At 68.8% G+C, this 20,344-nt stretch carries 19 protein-coding genes; 3 read left to right on the top strand and 16 right to left on the bottom strand.

From position 1 onward, the window contains the following. Positions 1-2: 2 nt before the first annotated feature. The 10 genes from MHN80_RS21940 to rpmE all read right to left on the bottom strand — a co-directional run bounded on the left by MHN80_RS21940 (position 3) and on the right by rpmE (position 7,876). Positions 3-491, bottom strand: coding sequence for a F0F1 ATP synthase subunit B (locus MHN80_RS21940; protein ID WP_004021253.1), 489 nt, complete (start codon positions 489-491; stop codon positions 3-5). 47 nt (positions 492-538) lie between these two features. Further along, positions 539-790: a F0F1 ATP synthase subunit C gene (locus MHN80_RS21945; RefSeq protein WP_004021252.1), complete on the bottom strand. Its 252-nt coding sequence runs from the start codon at positions 788-790 to the stop codon at positions 539-541. Between the two features lie 135 nt (positions 791-925). Next, on the bottom strand, positions 926-1,675 hold the full coding sequence (gene atpB / locus MHN80_RS21950; protein WP_004021251.1) for a F0F1 ATP synthase subunit A: 750 nt from the start codon (positions 1,673-1,675) through the stop codon (positions 926-928). After that, positions 1,672-2,085 (bottom strand): hypothetical protein, encoded by a 414-nt coding sequence (locus MHN80_RS21955; RefSeq protein WP_004021250.1) that lies wholly within the window; start codon positions 2,083-2,085, stop codon positions 1,672-1,674. Before MHN80_RS21955 ends, atpB begins: the two co-directional genes overlap by 4 nt. 284 nt (positions 2,086-2,369) lie before the next feature. Next, a complete protein-coding gene (locus MHN80_RS21960) occupies positions 2,370-3,566 on the bottom strand; it encodes a glycosyltransferase family 4 protein (RefSeq protein WP_004021249.1) in 1,197 nt (398 codons plus the stop codon). A gap of 51 nt (positions 3,567-3,617) precedes the next feature. After that, positions 3,618-4,877, bottom strand: a complete 1,260-nt coding sequence (gene glyA / locus MHN80_RS21965) for a serine hydroxymethyltransferase (RefSeq protein ID WP_004021248.1) — start codon at positions 4,875-4,877, stop codon at positions 3,618-3,620. Beyond that, on the bottom strand, positions 4,874-5,533 hold the full coding sequence (locus tag MHN80_RS21970) for an L-threonylcarbamoyladenylate synthase (RefSeq protein ID WP_239403660.1): 660 nt from the start codon (positions 5,531-5,533) through the stop codon (positions 4,874-4,876). Before MHN80_RS21970 ends, glyA begins: the two co-directional genes overlap by 4 nt. Before the next feature lie 37 nt (positions 5,534-5,570). Then, a complete protein-coding gene (gene prmC / locus MHN80_RS21975; protein WP_239403661.1) occupies positions 5,571-6,446 on the bottom strand; it encodes a peptide chain release factor N(5)-glutamine methyltransferase in 876 nt (291 codons plus the stop codon). Positions 6,447-6,451: 5 nt separating this feature from the next. After that, positions 6,452-7,528, bottom strand: a complete 1,077-nt coding sequence (gene prfA / locus MHN80_RS21980; protein ID WP_064571521.1) for a peptide chain release factor 1 — start codon at positions 7,526-7,528, stop codon at positions 6,452-6,454. Positions 7,529-7,663: 135 nt separating this feature from the next. After that, entirely contained in the window at positions 7,664-7,876 is a 213-nt protein-coding gene (gene rpmE, locus MHN80_RS21985; protein ID WP_010842972.1) for a 50S ribosomal protein L31, read from the bottom strand. Between the two features lie 312 nt (positions 7,877-8,188). Between rpmE and MHN80_RS21990 the strand changes: the two genes are divergently transcribed. Together MHN80_RS21990 and MHN80_RS21995 are read left to right on the top strand one after the other, a co-directional pair. Then, positions 8,189-9,397, top strand: coding sequence for a sulfite reductase subunit alpha (locus tag MHN80_RS21990; protein ID WP_064571522.1), 1,209 nt, complete (start codon positions 8,189-8,191; stop codon positions 9,395-9,397). Between the two features lies 1 nt (position 9,398). Continuing rightward, positions 9,399-10,346: a heme transporter gene (locus MHN80_RS21995; protein ID WP_239403662.1), complete on the top strand. Its 948-nt coding sequence runs from the start codon at positions 9,399-9,401 to the stop codon at positions 10,344-10,346. Positions 10,347-10,451: 105 nt separating this feature from the next. On the opposite strand, the gene rho is transcribed toward MHN80_RS21995, so the two are convergent. The 6 genes from rho to argS form a co-directional block, all read right to left on the bottom strand. Beyond that, positions 10,452-12,536 carry a transcription termination factor Rho gene (rho, locus tag MHN80_RS22000; protein ID WP_239403663.1) on the bottom strand — a complete coding sequence of 695 codons (2,085 nt, stop codon included), beginning with the start codon at positions 12,534-12,536 and terminating at the stop codon, positions 10,452-10,454. A gap of 339 nt (positions 12,537-12,875) precedes the next feature. Then, a complete protein-coding gene (thrB, locus tag MHN80_RS22005; protein WP_239403664.1) occupies positions 12,876-13,886 on the bottom strand; it encodes a homoserine kinase in 1,011 nt (336 codons plus the stop codon). Further along, a complete protein-coding gene (gene thrC / locus MHN80_RS22010; protein ID WP_239403665.1) occupies positions 13,867-14,952 on the bottom strand; it encodes a threonine synthase in 1,086 nt (361 codons plus the stop codon). The genes thrB and thrC overlap by 20 nt, the downstream gene beginning before the upstream one ends. After that, complete coding sequence (locus tag MHN80_RS22015; RefSeq protein ID WP_239403666.1) at positions 14,945-16,285, bottom strand: homoserine dehydrogenase; 1,341 nt, start codon at positions 16,283-16,285, stop codon at positions 14,945-14,947. The genes thrC and MHN80_RS22015 overlap by 8 nt, the downstream gene beginning before the upstream one ends. Then, the gene (gene lysA, locus MHN80_RS22020) at positions 16,282-17,703 is read right to left on the bottom strand and encodes a diaminopimelate decarboxylase (RefSeq protein WP_239403667.1); all 1,422 of its coding nucleotides are present in this window, start codon (positions 17,701-17,703) and stop codon (positions 16,282-16,284) included. Before lysA ends, MHN80_RS22015 begins: the two co-directional genes overlap by 4 nt. Then, positions 17,700-19,352 (bottom strand): arginine--tRNA ligase, encoded by a 1,653-nt coding sequence (gene argS, locus MHN80_RS22025; protein WP_101818995.1) that lies wholly within the window; start codon positions 19,350-19,352, stop codon positions 17,700-17,702. Before argS ends, lysA begins: the two co-directional genes overlap by 4 nt. A gap of 149 nt (positions 19,353-19,501) precedes the next feature. Here argS and MHN80_RS22030 point away from each other — a divergent pair, with 149 nt between their 5' ends. After that, complete coding sequence (locus MHN80_RS22030; protein ID WP_033205431.1) at positions 19,502-20,326, top strand: DUF3105 domain-containing protein; 825 nt, start codon at positions 19,502-19,504, stop codon at positions 20,324-20,326. The last annotated feature ends 18 nt before the right edge of the window (positions 20,327-20,344 follow it).

The following is a 20,344-nucleotide window of genomic DNA, read 5'->3' on the forward strand; positions in this document are numbered from 1 at the left end:
GATCAGTTCACCGCTCCGCTCGTCGATCGGGTATCGGAAAGAGTTGCCGAGTCGACACCGAGCACACGCGCCGCAAGTGTCTTGGCAAGTGCGTCCACATCAGCTGCAGCCGTCGAGGCGGCCTGCTCACCCTGCGCCGCCAGCTCGGAGCTGGTCGACTGCAGGGCGGCGTCGGCCTCGGCGGTCGCTGCATGCTTCATCTCGTTCAGCTGTTCACGACCCTGGGCGCGAGCATCGTCGCGCTTGGCGGTGGCCTCACCGCGCGCCTCTTTGAGGAGCGAACGGAACTGCACGTCCGCATCCTCGAATTCGGCGGCGGCGGTCCGGTTGTCCTCCACGGTGCGGTGGATCATCGCGTCCCGCTCCTCGAGGACCTGCTGGATCGGCGGAACCACGAACTTGCGGATGACCAGCAGCAAAATCACGAAGATGAGCAGGACAACGAAGAACGTTCCATTCGGGAGCAGGAAGTTCTCTGCAGCAAGCGTCATTGTGGTGAGGTGTCGTTTCTACTCGGCGACAAAAGGGAGAGCGACGATCAGCCGGCGCTGATCGGGGTGGCGAACACGAAGAGCGCCATGAAGGCCAGGTTGATGAAGTAGGCCGCCTCGACCAGACCGACGGTGATGAAGAACGGGGTGAACAGGCGACCCTGTGCCTCGGGCTGACGGGCGATACCGGCGATCAGCTGGCTACCGGCCAGACCGTTACCGATACCGGCACCGACGGCGCCACCGGCCATGATCAGGCCGCCACCGATGAGTGCGCCGAGGCCAATCATTGGATCCATTGTGATATTTCCCTTTCGTTGCTGACATCTGGTGTGTCAGGTCTCTGGTTGCGCCGACAGGTGCCGGAGCAGGTCGTCATGTTCGGTTGTGGGCGCGGTCGTGAGTTGCCCCGCGCGGGTGCCCGGTCCGGGCGGTCAGTGATCCTCGGTCTCCATCGACTGCGAGAAGTAGAGGATCGTCAGCAGCGCGAAGATGAACGCCTGGATCAGACCGACGAAGAGTTCGAAGGACTTCCAGATCGCGTTGGGCGCCCACATGATGTACGGCGGGAACAGGGCGATCAGGGCGACCATCATGCTGCCGGCGAAGACGTTGCCGAAGAGTCGCAGCGACAGCGAGATCGGCTTGGTGAATTCCTCGATCACGTTGATCGGCGCGAGGAATGCGACGTGGCCCTTGATGATTCGCTTGGGGTGACCCAGCAGGCCGCGTGCCCGGAAGCCGGCGATCTGGTACCAGACGAAGACGAAGATCGCGAGGGCATAGGCGAAGTTCACGTCCGCGGCGGGCGGCTTGAGGATCTCGTGGTGACCGACCTGCACCGGCAGGATCGACAGCCAGTTGGAGATCAGGATGAAGGTGAAGAGCGAGACCGCGAGCGGGAGGACGTACGGGGCGATCTTCATGCCGATGGCACTCTCGACCTGACCACGCATCTGGATGGTGATGGCCTCCCAGAACAGCTGCACACCCGACGGCACACCGGTCGAGGTGACCTTCGACTTCAGGTAGAAGGCCAGCGCGAGCAGGATCGCCGCGGCCAGCGCCGTCGCGATGATGGTCTCCAGGTTGAAGGTCAGTCCGAACAGTTCGAACTTGGTGTAATGACCCACCTGGATGGCCGGTTCGCCATCCTCTGCGGCAAGGTTGAAGGCGGTCGTCATGGTTGGCTACGAAGTCCTTTCATCACCGGAATGACCGTGTTCAGCACCAAGACCACTTGGCCGATGGCGAGTCCGAACATCGCGCCCAACCCGTCGGGTTGGACCAGAAAAGCCGCCAGCAGCGCGAGCGCCGTGATGGCACCGAGTCGCATGGCGGAGTTGAGAGCAAGTGCGGTCTTACGAGGGTTCTCGTCGGCGACCACGACGTCGACTGCGCGTCGGACGAGGATCGCGTTGACGAAGATGCCGGCGACACCGAGCAGGAAGAAGACCGCGAAGAGCGGATGCCCGACGGCGAGCGAGACGGCGGCGACGACCACGATGAACCCGCCCGCGATGAGCGCGGGACGGCGGAGTCCGGTCGGCGCCTGCGGATAGACGGGGGCCGAATCAGGGGCAGATGCGGTCATGTCCCTCTCCTCAGCTCTCCTACTCCATACCGATGGCACGGGGCACCCGCGTGCGTGCAGCAACACATGGCCGCTGGGCGTCAGCTCGCGTTTGGTGTGACCCTACCAACACCATTCCTGGCGTCTCACCGGGGGGTATACGTGGCAAGAGACGGAACCGGGGCTTTGTGTCCGGATCTGGCTCCCACTGACTACTACGGGCGATAGTACACCAGTATTTACGGTTTCCTTACCTTAGGCCCAGCGGAAGCATTCTCGGCAAACGCCAGGTCCCGCTCACCTGCTCAGCGATAGGCCTTGGTGGCCGTACGGAGTTCGGCGAAGCGCCGGTGCAGCCGCGGCGCCATCGTGACCAGCATGGCGACCACGAGTCCCGCTCCGAAGGCCGGGGCGACGACCGAGAGCGGGAACAGCGTGCTCGCCGCCGCCGAGAACGCCAGGACCCCCACCCACAGGTAGATGATCAGCGCGACGCGACGCTGCGAGTGCCCGAGCTCGAGCAGCCGGTGGTGCAGGTGCATCTTGTCCGGGGTGTAGAAGCCCACCCCGGCCCGGGTCCGCCGGATCACCGCCAACAACATGTCGAGCATCGGGATGAAGACGACGGCGGCGACGAGGATCAGCGGGGACAACAGGGTGAAGATGTCCGCCGGGCCGTAGGCATTGACGGCGATGCGGCCGGACGCGCTCGTGGATGCCGCGGCGAGCAGCAGCCCGATCAGCATCGCACCCGAGTCGCCCATGAAAATCCTTGCGGGAGAGAAGTTGTGCGGCAAGAAGCCGAGGCACGCACCGGCCAGCGCCATCGAGATGAGGGCCGGCGGGTAGTAGCTGACATCGCCCCCCTGGTCGCGCAACAGACCCAGGGAGAACATGCAGATCGCGGCCGCCGCGATGAGGCCCAGTCCGGCGGCGAGACCGTCGAGCCCGTCGACGAAGTTGATCGCGTTGATCGTCGCGACCGTGATCGCGACAGTCAGCAGACCGGCCTGCAGCGGGTCGAGCACGAGCGTGCCGATGTCGGCGAACGGGATGTAGAGCTGCAGCCAGCTGATGCCGAGCAGCACCAGCACTCCCGCCGCGGTCAGCTGTCCGACGAACTTCGTCAGCGCGTCCAGCCCCCAGCGGTCGTCGACGACGCCGACGAGGACGATGACCGTGCCGGCGGCGATCACCGCCGTCATGTCGGTGGTGTAGGCGAACCCGCGGTTGAGCGCCGGGAGGTTGGCGGCCAGGGCGATACCCGCGACCACTCCCCCGAACATCCCGAGCCCACCGAGGCGGGGCGTCGGGATCACGTGCACGTCGCGGACTCGCGGTACGGCGACCGCACCGGCGCGGATGGCGAAGACGCGGACCGCGGAGGTCAGCAGATACGTCATCGCCGCGGCGGTCAGACCCACGAGCAGGAGCTCGCGCAGAGGCACGCCCGTCCCTCCCCCGTCCGAGGCGGCGAGCAACACCGGTGCGGCACCGGTCATCGCGTCACCACCGGCGTCCGGCGGGGCAGGGTCTCGAACATTGCGACCACGCTACCCGTAGGCCAGTTCGGCGATCTCGCGACGGATCCGCCGGTGCGTCTCACGATCGTCCGTCGTCATCGCGGCGACCATCGCGTCGGCGATCGGCGGATGCATGGCGGGGGTCATGCCCCGCTCGGTGACGACCGGCGTACCGATCCGGATCGCCGAACCCTCGGAGACGGGTCGGGTCTCGAACGGCAGGACGGCCTTGTCGACGACGATGCCGGCCGCGCCGAGCCGGTACTGCGCCTCCATCCCGGAGATACCGAAGCCGCTCACGTCGATGACGGCGAGGTGGATGTCGGTCCCCCCGGACACCACCCGGGCGCCCCGGGCCGCGAGCTGGCCGGCGAGACCCCGGGCGTTGTCCACGGTGCGGCGCGCGTACCCGGCGAACTCGTCGGTCCCCGACTCCGCGCAGGCCACCGCTTTCGCGGCCACGGTGTGCATCGCCGGGCCGCCCTGCACGAACGGGAAGACCGCCTTGCGCAGCGCCTCGCCGTGCTCGGCACGGGCGAGGACGACACCGCCGCGTGGGCCCCGGATCACCTTGTTGGTCGACAGGGTGACGATGTCGGCGTACGGCACCGGTGACGGGAGCAGGCCGGCGGCGATGTGCCCGGCGAGGTGCGCGGCGTCGACCCACAGGATGCACTCGGCCTCATCGGCGATCTCGCGCAGTGCCGCGAAATCGAACGTGCGCGAATACGACGCCGCCCCGGCGACCAGGATCCGGGGCCGGTGCACCAGGGCGAGATCACGGACCTGGTCGTAGTCGACGAGTTCGTCGTCCGGGCGCACCTCGTAGTGCAGCGGCGAGAACCATCGGCCGGAGAAGTTCGCCCGCGAACCATGTGTCTGGTGGCCGCCGTGTTCGAGGCGCAGCGCGAGCACCGGATCCCCGGGCTGGGCGAAGCCGGCGTACACGGCGAGATTGGCCGCGCTCCCCGACAGTGGCTGGACGTTGACGTACTCGGCGTCGAACAGCGCCCGGGCGCGGGTGATCGCGAGCTCTTCGAGTTCGTCGACCACGTCGCATCCGCCGTGGTACCGCGTCCCGGGGTAACCCTCCGCATACTTCGCGTCGAAGACCGACGCCATCGCGGCTCGCACCCCCGGCGTCGGCTCGGTCTCGCCGGCGAGCAGCTGGAGCGTGTCGCGGCGACGATCCACCTCGCGGCCCAGCAGGGCATCGACCGCGGCGTCACCGGTCGGGGCGTCGCCCGCCTCGAAGCCGTGTGGTCCGAACTCCGGCGCGTCCGGACTCATGGCTCCGCGAGCAGCGAGGCCGGGTCGGTGTCGAGTACGTCGGCGACCGCGTCGGTCGAGACGGCGCCCTCACGCAGGATGCGCGGACTCGGCCCGGAGACATCGACGATCGTCGACGCCTGCGCGGCCGGCGCCGGGCCACCGTCGAGATAGACCGAGACCTCGTCGCCGAGTTGTTCGCGCGCTTCGTCGGCGGTCGTCGCCGGCGGGCGTCCCGAGACGTTGGCGCTCGAGACCGCCATCGGGCCCACCTCGCGCAGCACGTCGATCGCGACCGGGTGCAGGGGCATCCGCAGCATGACGGTCCCGTCGGTGTCCCCGAGGTCCCACGCCAGCGAGGGCGCCTGCCGGACAACCAGACTCAGACCGCCGGGCCAGAACGCCTCGATCAGATCACGCGCGGGCTGCGGGACCGACAGGACCAGTCCGTCGATCGAATGCCAGGAACCCACCAGTACCGGGACCGGCATGTCGCGTCCACGGTGCTTGGCAGCCAGGAGGGCGCCGACGGCGTCGGAATTGAAGGCGTCGCAACCGACTCCGTAGAGCGTGTCGGTGGGCATCACGATCAGCCGTCCGGCCTTCGCCGCCCCGACCGCCGCCCGAATCCCCGACGAGCGGTTCTGTGGATCGTTGCAGTCGAAAACAGTGCTCACGCGATCATCCTGCCATGCCGTGCCCGGTGCCCCCGGCCTACCGTCGGCGCGCCGTCACGAACCGCGGCCGACCCGTCAGATCCGCGTGCCGGGTCACGTCCTCGAAGTCGCCGTGCGCGTGCAGGCACGCCACCACCGCATCCGCGGTCGTGTCGTCGTGTTCGATCCCGACGACGCCACCGGGCGCCAGTGTGCGGGCGATGACCGGCACCATCGGCTCGATCACCGACATCCCGTCGGCCCCGCCGAAGACCGCGCGGGCCGGATCGTGCGCGACCTCGGGTCCGACCGCCGCATCCAGCGGGACGTAGGGCGGGTTGGTGACGAGGACCGACACACTGCCCATCGGGACGGAATCGGCGATCTGCTCGGGATCGGTGACGTCCGCGGCGACCACCTCGACCCGCGATCCGACCACCGTCGCCGCGTCGGTGACGTTGCGGCGCAACCACACCAGGGCGTCCTCGTCGGCCTCGACCGCGACCACCCGGATCCCGGGACTCATCGCCGCGACACCGATCGCCAATGCGCCACTGCCGCTGCAGAAGTCGGCTGCGAGTGCCGACCCGGGCCGCTCGCGGAGCCGGTCGACTGCCCATTCGAGGAGATACTCGGTCTCCGGTCGGGGGATGAACACACCCGGCCCGACGGCGAGCTCCACCGGGCCGAACGCGGCGGTCCCGACGATGTGCTGCAACGGGATCCGTCGGGCACGCCGCTCGACGGCGGACCGGAAGGCGCGGGCCTGCGCATCGTCGATCGCGTCCATCAGGACAAGGCGGCCCGCATCGACCCCGAGCACGTGCGCCATCAGCCAGTCGGCGTCATGGCGTGCGGAGTCGATCCCGGCCGCGGCGAGACAGGCGGTCCCCGCGCGCAGTTCGTCCGACACCGGGGTCGGCGTTCCGGTCACGGGGTCTATTCCGCTTCCATGCGGGCCTGCCGGTCCGCGGCGACGAGGGCGTCGAGGAGGTTGTCCATGTCGCCGGCGAGCACCGCGTCGAGGTTGTTGGCCTTGTATCCGATGCGGTGGTCGGTGATGCGGTTCTCGGGGAAGTTGTAGGTACGGATCCGCTCGGACCGGTCGACGGTGCGGATCTGCGCGGCACGCCCCTGCGCGGCGGCGGCCTCGGCCTCCTCCTCGGCCGCGGACTGGAGCCGGGCGGCGAGGACCTGCATCGCCCGGGCCTTGTTCTGCAACTGGGAGCGTTCGTTCTGGCAGGTGACGACGATCCCGGTGGGCAGGTGGGTGATCCGGACCGCCGAGTCGGTGGTGTTCACACCCTGCCCGCCCTTGCCGGACGAGCGATAGACGTCGATGCGGAGTTCGGACTCGTCGATGGTCACCTCGGCGACCTCTTCGGGCTCGGGGTAGATCAACACCCCGGCCGCCGACGTGTGGATGCGTCCCTGCGACTCGGTGACCGGCACACGCTGCACGCGGTGCACGCCGCCCTCGAACTTCAGACGCGACCACACCCCGTCGCGGACGGCCTCTTTCGACTTGATGGAGAACGTGGCCTCCTTGTACCCGCCCAGATCGGACTCGGTGACTCCGAGCACCTGCGCCTTCCAGCCGTGCCGCTCACAGTATTTGAGGTACATGCGGGCCAGGTCCGAGGCGAACAGCGCCGACTCCTCGCCGCCGGCACCGGATTTGATCTCCAGGACCACGTCGTCGGCGTCGTGGGGATCGCGCGGGGCCAGCAGGTCGGTCAGGGTGGCGTCGAGCTCGTCGACCGCCTCCTCGAGCGCGGGGATCTCGGCGGCGAACGATGCGTCGTCCGCGGCCAGTTCCCGGGCGGCCTCGAGATCGTCGCGCGCCGTCTGCAGCCTGGTGTAGGTCGCCATGACCGGCGCGAGCTCGGCGAATCGCTTGCCCACCCTGCGGGCCGCGGCCGGGTCGTCGTGCAGGGCGGGGTCGGCCAGCTGACGTTCGAGGCCCGAGTGCTCGGCGAGGATGTCGTCGATGGCCGAGGGACTCTGCGTACTCATGAAGGCGACCTCACTTGTCGTCCGGCGGCACACCGGCGGGCAGTGGCGCCGGAGAGAACGGCACCGGGAAGAACACGGACCGGAAACACAGCGACGCCCGTCCCGACAATCGTCGGGCGGGCGTCGCAGCGTGGTCTACTTGGCGCGCTTGCCGTAGCGCTTCTCGAACCGGGCAACGCGGCCGCCGGTGTCGAGGATCTTCTGCTTGCCCGTGTAGAACGGGTGGCACTGCGAGCACACCTCGACGTTGATCCGACCGTTGGCAGCGGTGCTGCGGGTCTCGAAGGTGTTGCCGCAGCCGCAGACGACGGTGGTCGTCGCGTACTCGGGGTGAATTCCCTGCTTCATGTCTGGTACGTCCCTTTCTGTGGTCGCCGGGTCACCGTCGCTTGTCGACGGTGTGAACCGGAACCGGACTCGACCGACCAGTATGCCACGGAGGGCATCACCGGGAAAAATCCCGATCACCGCGGTCGCAGATGCCTCAACTGCGGGCCCGTCGAATCCATTCCCGGCACTGTCCGCCGCACCGAGCGGCATCCTGTACACGTGATACACATCGCGATCCTCGTAAGGGTTGCCTAAGTGTAGTACCGTGGCGTCGCCCGCCGGTTTGTCCCGCGGCGCACGCACCCGCACACCGTCTCCGAAGGATCATCGATGTACGACGCCGCCTCCACCGGCAGCAGCCTCGCAGTCGACACCGCACCGGCATCCCCCGCGCGCCGCACCGGCAAGGCAGTCCGCTCGCCGTGGAACCGGCGCAATCCGTACCCGGCGACCGTCGTGACCAATGAGCTGCTCTCCGGCCCCGGCTCGGCCAAGGAGGTCCGGCATCTCGAACTCGACCTCGGTGACAGCGGCATCAGCTACGAGCCCGGCGACGGAATCGGCATCGCGCCCGCCAACGATCCGGAACTCGTCGACCTCCTCCTCAACCGACTCGGCGCGGCCGGCGACGAGATCATCGCCGACCGCAAGGCCACCTACACCCTGCGCGAGGCGCTGACCAGCAGGTACGAGATCTCCGCACCGTCGAAGTACCTGGTCCGAGCGGTTGCCGATCGCACCGGGCACCCCGAGTTGTCGCGATTGCTCGATGCCGGCGACCCGCAGGCGCTCGACGCATGGCTGCACGGCCTCGACGTCCTCGATCTCCTGGATCTCGACCCGACCTTCGCCCCGACCCCCGAGGAACTGCTCGAGGAGCTGAGTCCGCTCGCCCATCGGGAGTACTCGATCTCGTCGAGCCCCCGGGTCCACGGCGACACGGTGCACATCACGATGGCCACCGTGCGCTACACCGTCGCCGACCGGGATCGCGGAGGTGTCTGCTCGACACACCTCGCCGACCGGTGCGCCCCCGGTGACACCGTCCCCGTCTTCGTCTCCCCCAACAAGAAATTCCGTCTGCCCGCCGACGACGTGGCGGCGGTCATGATCGGTCCGGGCACGGGAATCGCGCCGTTCCGGGCCTTCCTGCACGAGCGGGCGGCGACCGGCGCCACCGGGAGCAACTGGCTGTTCTTCGGTGATCAGCATCGTGCGCACGACCACCTCTATGCCGAGGAACTCGACCGGCTCGTCGCCGGTGGTGTGTTGGATCGGCTCGATCTCGCGTTCTCTCGCGATCAGGAACACAAGGTGTACGTCCAGGACCGGATGCGCGAGCACGGCGCAGAGCTGTTCGCCTGGCTGGAGGCCGGCGCGCACCTGTACGTCTGCGGCGACGCCGCGACGATGGCCGATGACGTCGACGCGGCGCTGCACGAGATCGTCGCCGAACACGGCGGTCTCGACGCCGACCAGGCCGCCGGCTACGTCGACGGCCTTCGCTCGGAGAATCGCTACCTGCGCGACGTCTACTGACATGGCCGATTCCGCCGGGGACGATCCGCCCGCCCGCAGCGATCTCGAGATCTTGCTGCGGACAGCCGGATTCGGAGACTCCTCGGTGAACCACGACGTCCCGGCGGTCGCGGCCCGGCTACCGGGACTGGCCCAGGTCGTCGGCGTCACGGTCGCCGGTCCGGTGATCATGAACGCGGTCGGGGTCCACGACGACCCGGTATCGGTCGGCGGCCCGATCCGGGCCGACTCCCATCGGATAGCTCTGCGGCTCAACCCCTCTCGCCTGTCGTCGACCTTGCTCAGCGACCCGGCGGCCCATGTTCCACCGACCCTGCGGTTGTTCGACCATCGCGGCAACACCGCGCACGCCACCTATCTGACCGAGAACTCCGACCGGCTGGCGTTCGAGGCCCTGGCTCTCGACGGCGGCGGCGCGGGCCTCGACGGGTCGGGGTCGGATTCGTCTGCCCAGAATTCCGCTGGGCCGCAACGGGTGAGCACGACTGCATCGCGCCGTGACGACCAGGTGGCCCAGCTGGACGCGATACTCACCGACGGCGGCGGTGCACGCCTGGCGAGCCTGCCCCACCTCGACTGCCGGCGCACCGTCCGCCTCGAGACCCGCGCGGTGATCGCGGCACTCGAACACGCGGCCCGGCTGGGGTTGACCGTGACGTTCGCGACGGCGGCCCCGGGATGCATGCAGATGCGCCAGGATCGCCTCGACGGCGCCCGTGAGCATCGCGGGCAGATGGTGCTGGCCGCGGGCTCCACCCGCGTCATGGTCAATTTCGACCTGGTGGGCGAGTGCTGGGTCACGTGGCCCCACGGAGTGTGGGGTCGCACCGGATCACTGGAGATCTACAACCGCCGGGGCGAGTGTGCGCTGGTCGTCACCCAGACGGGGGCGCAGGCTCCGGCGGTCGCGCAGGCGTGGGAGCACCTGACCACCGATCTCGCCGGCTGAGCGACGCTGTCTCCGCCCCATCCGACGAAGCCACCCCACGCTCCCTGAGGTGCGGGCGAAGCGTTCGCTTCGCGCAACCTCAGGGGGCGTGGGGTGCGGACGAACTCAGTCGTCGTTGTTCCCGCCAGGTGCGGTCTTCTGCACCGTCATCAGGAACTCGATGTTCGTCTTGGTCTTCTTGAGCTGGCTGATCAACAGATCGATGGCCTGCTGCGAATCGAGACCCGAGAGCACGCGACGCAGCTTGTGCACGATGGAGAACTCCTCCGGCGACAGCAGCAGCTCGTCCTTACGGGTGCTCGACAGGTTCACGTCTACCGCCGGGAACACCCGACGCTCGGAGATCTTGCGGTCGAGCTTGAGCTCGGCGTTGCCGGTGCCCTTGAACTCCTCGAAGATCACCGTGTCGCCGGTGGAGCCGGTCTCGACGAGCGCCGACGCGATGATCGTCAGCGATCCACCGTTCTCGATGTTGCGCGCCGCGCCGAGGAACCGCTTCGGCGGGTAGAGCGCGGTCGAATCGACACCGCCGGAGAGGATGCGACCCGACGCGGGCGACGCGTTGTTGTACGCACGACCCAGACGGGTGATCGAGTCCAGCAGCACCACAACGTCTTTCCCGCTCTCGACGAGTCGCTTCGCGCGCTCGATCGCCAGCTCGGACACCGAGGTGTGGTCTGACGGCGGCCGGTCGAAGGTCGACGCGATGACCTCGCCCCGCACCGAACGCTGCATGTCGGTGACCTCCTCGGGACGCTCGTCGACGAGGACGACCATGAGGTGGCATTCGGGGTTGTTGGTCGCGATGGCGTTGGCGATGTCCTGCAGGATCGTGGTCTTGCCGGCCTTGGGCGGCGACACGATCAGGGCGCGCTGCCCCTTGCCGATCGGCATGATGAGGTCGATCACGCGGGTGTCGAGCCGTTCGGGGGTGGTCTCCAGCCGCAGGCGCTGATTCGGGTACAGGGGCGTGAGCTTGTTGAACTCGGGACGGCGCTTCGCCGTCTCGACGTCGCCGCCGTTGATGGTGTCCAGGCGCACCAGCGGGTTGAATTTCTGCCGCTGGTTCTGCTGATCGCCCTCCCGTGGCACCTTCACCGCACCGGTGATCGCGTCGCCGCGTCGGAGCCCGTTCTTGCGAACCAGGTTCATCGAGACGTAGACGTCGTTCGGTCCGGCGAGATAGCCCGAGGTGCGCACGAAGGCATAGTTGTCGAGAACGTCGAGGATGCCGGCGACGGGCTGCAACACGTCATCGTCGGAGACCTGCGGCTCGTTCGGGGTGTCGCGGTTCTGCCCACGGCGACGCTCGCGGAACCGCCGGCCGCGCCGGCGACCGCCGCCCTCGCCGTCGTCATCACGATCCTGGCCACCGTCACGATTCTGGCCGCCGTCACGGTTCTGACCCTGACCGCCGTCGCGGTTCTGCTTGTCGCGGTTCTGGCCGCCATCGCGGTTCTGGTTGTCGCGGTTCTGGCCGCCATCACGGTTCTGGTTGTCGCGATTCTGGTTGTCGCGATTCTGGTTGCGGTTGCGGCGATTACGCTGCTCACCGCCGTCGGCATCGCCCGCGGCGTCGGTCGACCCGTCCCGCCCGCGGCGTCGGCTACGATCTCCGCCGGTTTCCGACGAGTCGGTATCGGCGGCGTTGTCGCCCGTGCGGGCTTCTGCGGCCTGAGACTCGTCGGCCTTGGCCGAGTCGGTCGCGGCGGCGCCGTTCCGGGGGCCGTCGGTTTTCGCGCTGTCGGCCGCAGGCGCCTCTGCCGGTGCGTCGGCACCGGCGGCCTTGCGGCCGGCGCCGCGTGCGGCGCGCGTGCCGCCCCGGGGGGCGTCGGTCTTCTCGGTCGTGTCCCCACCGGACGACGCCGGGGACTCGCCGATGGTCAGTTGCTCCTCGGCCGCGGCGGCCGGCTTCGACGCGCCGGCCTTCGACCGGGCCGGGGCGCTCTTCGCGGCGGGGGCGTCGCCGCCCGCCTGGCGCTCCTTGATGGCCGCGATCAGGTCGCCCTTGCGCATCCCGGAAGTGCCCTTGATGCCGAGTTCACCGGCGACCGTCCGGAGTTCGCTCAGCACCATGCCGGACAGGCCGGTACGTGCACGTGTCTTGGTGGCCGGTCGTCCCGAGTCGGGGCCGGCCGAACCCGCGGATTCCTGCTCGGCAGGTGCGGTGATCAGGTCCGTATCGGTCACGGAAGTCCTTTCGTTCCTCCCACAGACGAGAACTGCGTGAGGTCTACGTTTCCCTGCTTCGGTGCGCTAGGGAGTCCGTCCGCGGTGGACGGTGAGAATGTGCGGTCCGCTGCGAGCGTGCTCGGAAACACCTGCGCTTCGGCACCGTCGACAGAGATCCATGACCCCGGCCCGGATACACAGCCGGCCATCTCCGATCGGTGAAGGATGAGAAGCGGCAGGACAAGCCTGCGCGGCTAGACCAGAATATGGTAACCCCGTTCGCATGATAGGGGCAACACGCCGGAAGCGCCAAACGAGCGCGCGACGGCCGGCGGGGATCCACCGGTGGAGAAGGCGTCAGCCGACGGAGATCTCGACTCCGCCGGCGACTGCCACCGACCGGGCGTCGAATCCGAGGCCCTGAGCGAGCTGACGGATGTCCGCCGGCACCGGCGACGTTCCGAGTACGAGGACGGTCGGTCCGGCCCCGGACACCGTCGCGGCGTGCCCCCTCGCCCGCAGCGCGGTCACGAGGTCACTCGTCGGCGCCATCGCCGAGGCGCGGTAGGGCTGATGCAGTCGATCCTGCGACGCGGCCATGAGATTGCGCGGGTCGGCCGTCAGCGCGACCACGGCGAGGGCCGAGCGGCTCAGGTTGAACACGGCATCGGCGCGCGGAACCGCATCCGGCAACAGCCCACGGGTGAAGGAGGTCGACGACTCGGTGTCGGGGATGAAGACCGTCGCGCAGATGTCGGGATGCACCGTGAGCCGGTGCGCGTGGTACGACGCGACCCCGTCGGCCGATTCGGTCCACGTGACGACGGCCGAGCCGAGCACGCTCGCGGCGGCATTGTCGGGGTGTCCCTCGAATTCGCTGGACAGCTGCACGAGTTCGTCGTGCGACAGACCGGGTCCGAGGCCGGCGGCCGAGATCAGGCCGGACGCAGCGGCCAGCCCCGACACCGCCGCGGCCGCGGACGACCCGAGACCTCGCGAGTGCGGAATCCGGTTGACGCAGCGCAGCGTCAGGCCGGGCGCCCGGAGACCGGCGTGTGCCAGACCACGGCGCAGGGCGCGGACGACGAGATGCGAGTCGTCGCGCGGCACGTCCCCGGCACCCTCACCCTCGACCTCGAGGGTCACCCCCGCCGGGACGGTCTCGACGATCACCTCGTCGTAGATCCCCAGAGCCATTCCGAGACAGTCGAATCCGGGACCGAGGTTGGCACTCGACGCCGGCACCCGAACCCGCGTCGACAGCCCCACCGGCACAGAGCGCACGGTCGGCCCCGCACCGGTCACGTCACCGTCGGCGTCCGATCCGACAACCGGACGCCCGGCCCCGTCAGCCGACACCGAGAGCATTCGCGACCGCCACCGGGTCCACCGGAATGGCCTCGACCGCCGGGATGCCCGCCAGCGCGGTGTCGGGATCCTTCAACCCGTTGCCGGTCACCGTGCACACCACGGTCGATCCGGGCTCGATCCAGCCGTCGGCACTGGCCGCGAGCAGACCCGCGACGCTCGCCGCCGAGGCCGGCTCGACGAAGACGCCCTCCTTGCCTGCGACGAGACGGTAGGCCTCGAGCAGCTTCTCGTCGGTCGCCGCCCGGAACTGGCCGTTCGACTCCTCCTTCGCCGCGACGGCCTGGTTCCAGCTCGCCGGCGACCCGATGCGGATGGCGGTGGCGATGGTCTCCGGCTCCTTCACCGGCGCACCGTTCACCAGCGGCGCGGCGCCCGCCGCCTGCACGCCGAGCATGCGCGGCACCGACGACGAGACACCGTCGGCGTGATACTCGGTGTAGCCCTTCCAGTACGCGGTGATGTTGCCCGCGTTCCCGACCGGCAGCGCGTGGACGTCGGGAGCACGTCCAAGAACATCGACGATCTCGAACGCAGCGGTCTTCTGACCCTCGATCCGCGCGGGGTTCACCGAGTTCACGAGCTCGATCTCGGTGAACTCCGCCGTCGCCTTGCGGGCGAGCTCGAGACAGTCGTCGAAGTTGCCCTCGACCTGGATGATCTTGGCGCCGTGCATGACCGCCTGCGCCAGCTTGCCCATCGCGATCTTGCCCTGCGGGATCAGCACCGCGCAGGTGATGCCGGCCCGGGTGGCGTACGCGGCGGCCGACGCCGAGGTGTTGCCCGTCGAGGCGCACAGGACGGCGGTCTTGCCGTTGTTGACCGCGTTGCTGACGGCCATCGTCATGCCGCGATCCTTGAACGAGCCGGTCGGGTTGAGGCCCTCGACCTTCAGGTACACCTCACACCCGGTCAGCGACGACAGGTGGGGTGCGCTGATCAGCGGGGTGCCGCCCTCGAGCAGCGTGACGACCTTCCAGTCGTCACCGACGGGCAGCCGCGACCGGTATGCCTCGATCAGGCCCGGCCACGCGCGGTGCACGGGCGTAGAAGTCGCTTCAGTCATCGGTACCTTCCAATCGCAACACACTCGACACCTTGATGACGGCGTCCATGTCTTCAAGCGCCGCAACACAATCCGATTGCGCACGGTCGGGCGCACGGTGGGTCACCACGATCAGCCGGGCATCGTCACCCGCACCCTCCTGACGCACCGCGGCGATGCTCACCGACCGCTTCGTGAATTCACCGGCGACCTGGGCGAGCACACCCGGTCGGTCCGCCACCCGCATCGAGATGTAGTAGCGGGTGAAGACGTCGTCGATCGGGGCGACGGGCAGCGAGGCGTAGGTCGACTCGAGCGGTCCCCGGCCACCGTGGACGCGGTTGCGGGCGGCCATGACCATGTCGCCGAGAACGGCCGACGCCGTCGGCGACCCACCGGCACCCTGGCCGTAGAACATCAGCCGGCCGGCGTTCTCGGCCTCCACGACGACGGCGTTGAACGCGCCGTTCACCGTTGCAAGCGGATGGGTCAGCGGGATCAGCGCGGGATACACGCGCGCCGAGATCCGCTGCGCGCCACCGGCATCGCGGACCCGCTCACAGATCGAGAGCAGCTTGATCGTACAGTCGAACTTCTTGGCCGCGACCAGGTCGGCGGCGGTGACCGACGAGATGCCCTCGCGGTGGACGTCGGCCGCCGTCACCCGGGTGTGGAAGGCGATCGAGGCGAGGATGGCCGCCTTGGCCGCGGCGTCGTAACCCTCGACATCGGCCGTGGGGTCGGCTTCGGCGTACCCGAGTCGACCGGCCTCGGCGAGGGTGTCGGCGTAGTCGGCGCCGGTCTCGTCCATCGCCGACAGGATGAAGTTGGTGGTGCCGTTGACGATTCCGTTGACCCGCTCGACGGTGTCGCCGGCCAGCGACTGCATCAGCGGCCGGATCACCGGGATGGCACCGGCGACGGCGGCCTCGAAGTAGAGGTCCACCTTGGCATCGGCCGCGGCGGTCGCGAGTTCGCCGGTGTACTCGGCGAGCAGCGCCTTGTTGGCGGTGACCACGGACTTGCCGCTCTCGAGCGCGGACCGGATCAGGCCACGCGCCGGGTCGATGCCACCCATCAGCTCGACGACGATGTCGACGTCGTCGCGGGCGACGAGGGATGCCGGATCGTCGGTCAACAGGTCCTGCGCGATCTTGCGCGGACGTCCCAGATCGCGCACCGCGACACCACGGATCTCCACCGGTGCCCCGACGCGCGCACGCAGATCGTCGGCGTTGTCGGTGATGATGCGCACCACCTCGGCGCCGACGTTGCCCATGCCGAGCACCGCGACACCGATGGTGCGCGGGTCGACCTCGGTTGCGCCGCTGGTGTTCTCCATTGATCCGGTCACAGGCCCACCTCCAGGCTGAGGAAGTCGTCGATGGTCTCCCGGCGCAGCAGCAGCCGGGCGTTCCCGTCGGCCACCGCCACCACGGGCGGTCTCATGGTCATGTTGTAGCGACTCGACATCGAGTAGCAGTACGCGCCGGTGGCCGCCACCGCGATCAGGTCACCGGGTCCGAGATCCTCGGGCAGCCAGCAGTCCTTGATCACGATGTCGCCGCTCTCGCAGTGCTTTCCGACGACGCGGCAGACCACGGCGCGCGCCTGCGACACCCGGGACACGAGCCGGACGTCGTATTCGGCGTCGTAGAGGACGGTGCGGATGTTGTCGCTCATACCGCCGTCGACCGAGACGTAGCGTCGGACGGCCCCACCGCCGAGTTCCACGTCCTTGACGGTGCCGACGCGATACAGGGTGACCGTACCCGGACCCGCGATCGCGCGGCCGGGTTCGACCGCGATGATCGGCATCGGCAGGCCGACGGCCGCCGATTCCCGTTCGACGATCGCGGCCAGTGTCTCCGCCACCTGCTGGACCGGCAGCGGGCGCTCCTCGGGGAGGTACGAGATGCCCAGTCCCCCACCGAGGTCGACGATCGACATCTGGGAGGTCTTCTCGACTCCGAACTCGCCCACGACGTCGCGGAGCAGTCCGAGCACACGGTGGGCGGCCAGTTCGAAGCCGTCCATGTCGAAGATCTGCGAGCCGATGTGGCTGTGCAGGCCGACGAGCCTCAGGTTGTCGGTGGCGAACACGCGTCGGATGGCCGCCATCGCCACCCCACCGGCGAGGGAGAAGCCGAACTTCTGGTCTTCGTGTGCGGTGGAGATGAACTCGTGGGTGTGCGCCTCGACACCGACGGTCACGCGCACCAGCACGTCGGCGACGACACCGCGCTCGCGGGCGACCGCGTCGAGTCGCTCGATCTCGATCATCGAGTCGAGGACGACGTGCCCGATGCCGGCGTCGACCGCCGCGCGCAACTCTTCGACGCTCTTGTTGTTGCCGTGCAGCGCAATCCGCTCCGGCGGGAATCCGGCGCGCAGCGCGATCGCGAGCTCGCCGCCGCTGCAGACGTCGAGGGACAGCCCCTCGTCGTCGACCCACCGTGCGATCTCGGTGCACAGGAACGCCTTCGACGCATAATGCACTCGTCCGTACGGACCGAACGCGGCCATCATGTCCCGGCACCGCGACCGGAAGTCGGCCTCGTCGACGAAGAACGCGGGGGTGCCGAACTCCTCGGCGAGCTCACTCACCGGCACGCCGGCGAGCCGCAGTTCGCCCGAGTCGTCGCGGGATGCGTTGCGCGGCCACACCTGCGCGGGGATCTCCGCCAGCACGGCCGGGTCGTTCGGGCGCTCGGCGAGATGCGGTGCGCCCAGCAGTTCGGCGTGCCGGGGGCCGGCGGGGTGCGCGTTCACATCTGCTCCGGTGCGGTGACGCCGACCAGGCCGAGGCCGTTGGCCAGGACCTGACGGGTGGCCTCGCACAGGGCGAGTCGGGCGCGGTGGATGTCGGCCGGCTTCTCGTCACCCTGCGGCAGGACGCGGCACTTCGCGTAGAAGCGGTGATAGGTGCCGGCGAGTACCTCGAGGTAGCGACACACCCGGTGTGGCTCGCGCAGGGTGGCCGCCGTCGCGACGACATCGTCGAAATCGCCGATGGTCCGGATCAGTTCGCCCTCGGCGGGATCGTCGAGAAGGTCCAGATGTTCCAGCGACGACACGACGCCCAGGTCGGCAGCGTTGCGGGCCAGCGCCGACATCCGCGCGTGGGCGTACTGCACGTAGTACACCGGGTTGTCGTTGGACTGCTTGGTCAGCAGGTCGAGGTCGATGTCGATGTTGACGTCGACGGACGAGCGGATGAGGGAATAGCGCGCACCGTCGACCCCCACCGCATCGACGAGATCGTCGAGGGTGATGACGGTGCCCGCACGCTTGCTCATGCGCACCGGCTTGCCCTCGCGGACGAGATTGACCATCTGACCGATCAGCACCTCGACGGTGGCCGGGTCGTCTCCCAGCGCCGCGGCGGCCGCCTTGAGCCGGCTGATGTAGCCGTGGTGGTCGGCCCCGAGCATGTAGATGCACAGGTTGAATCCGCGGTTGCGCTTGTCCCGGTAGTAGGCGATGTCGCCGGCGATGTAGGCCGCGTTGCCGTCGCTCTTGAGGACGACGCGGTCCTTGTCGTCACCGAACTCGGTGGACCGCAGCCACCACGCGCCATCCTTCTCGTAGAGGTTGCCGTTGGCCTTCAGCTCGCCGATGCACTCGTCGACCAGACCGGTGGCGAACATCTTGTCCTCGTGGGTGAAGACGTCGAAGTCGGTACCGAAGTCGTGCAGGCTCTGCTTGATGTGGGCGAACATCAGGTCCACGCCGACCGAGCGGAACGTCTCCAGACGGTCGGCCTCGGGCTGCGACAGCACGTCGGGGACCGCCTGGACGACCTGCGCGGCGATGTCGGCGATGTAATCGCCCGCGTAGCCGTCCTCCGGGGTCGGGTCGCCCAGTGCCGCGGCCTCCAGCGACCGGGCGAACCGGTCGATCTGGGCGCCGTGATCGTTGAAGTAGTACTCGCGCGTGACCGCTCCACCGCGGGCGGCCAGGACGCGTCCGAGCGCGTCGCCGACGGCCGCCCAGCGCGTACCGCCGAGATGGATGGGGCCGGTCGGGTTCGCCGAGACGAATTCGAGGTTGATGACCGACCCGGCGAGTTCGTTCCCGCGCCCGTAGTCCGCTCCCCGCGCGAGCACGGCGGCGACGACGGTGTTCTGCGCGGCGGCGCCGAGCCAGACGTTGACGAATCCCGGACCCGCGACGTCGGTCTTCGCGATGCCCTCCGCGGCGGCGAAGGCCTCCGCCAGCCAACCCGCGAGTTCCCGCGGGTTCACGCCCAGTCTCTTGCCCATCTGCAGGGCGACATTGGTGGAGTAATCGCCGTGGTCAGCGTGACGGGGGCGCTCGACGACGATGGAGTCGGGCACCAGGTTCTCGTCCAGTCCGCGGTCGCGGACCACGGTCAGGGTCACGGCGCGCAGCAGCGCGGCCAGGTCGGCGGGAGTCACAGGACATCATCCTATTGGCCATCGCCTGATCACCGACAATCGCACCCCGCTCGACCCACCGGGCCCACCAGTACACTCGTGGGCGCCGAGCGCGCGCCGGGCCTTCCGCCCGCCCGCCGGCACCCGCAGTCGGATGAGGAAAGAAGTCAATGGCGCGCAAACCCGGGGCGAACGTCCCCAAGTCCCGCAAACGAGCAGGATCCGTTCCCTCGGCGACGGGACGGCAGGTCGACTGGATGCTGATCGGCGCCGTCGTGGTGGTCATCGGCCTCATCGCGGGTCTGGCGATCTATCTCGTCCCCAAATTCAACGAGCAGCGCGCCGAGCAGAAGGACGACGTCGCCGTCGAATCGGTGTCCGAGTTCGTGCCCACACCGCAGAACCCTGACCCGGCGGCCGCCATCCCGGGTGTGACGAAGCGGTACTACGAGGCCGCCCGCCACGTCACCGCCACGCAGCGCGTCGCCTACGACCAGTCGCCGCCGTTCGGTGGTCCCCACGACGAGATCTGGGCGACCTGCACCGGCGTCGTGTACCCGAACCCGCTGCGTTCGGAGAATGCCGTCCACGCTCTCGAGCACGGCGCGGTGTGGGTCACCTACAACCCGGACACCATCTCGCCGGAAGACCTCGACTACCTCAAGCAACTCGTCCGCGGCGAGCAGTACCTGTTCCTGTCGCCCTATCCCGGGCTCGACAAGCCGCTCTCGCTGCAGAGCTGGGGGCACCAGCTCAAGCTGGACTCCGCCCGCGACCCCCGCGTGAACCAGTTCATCACCGCGCTGCGTCGCAACATGATGCCCGGCGTCTACCCGGAGAATCCGCAGACCGCCGCGTATCCGGAGACCCAGGCGACCTGTACGGCCATTCCCGGCTTCGACCCGTCGAATCCCCCGCCGGCAGACCAGGGTGAGCCCGGCCCCGACGCGGTTCCGATGAACGGCGGCAGCGCCAACCCGATGCCCGCGGGCTGACGCGGGTCACACCCGAAC

The sequence above is a fragment of the Gordonia sp. McavH-238-E genome (genome assembly GCF_022348225.1).
Classification (GTDB): Bacteria; Actinomycetota; Actinomycetes; order Mycobacteriales; family Mycobacteriaceae; genus Gordonia; species Gordonia terrae.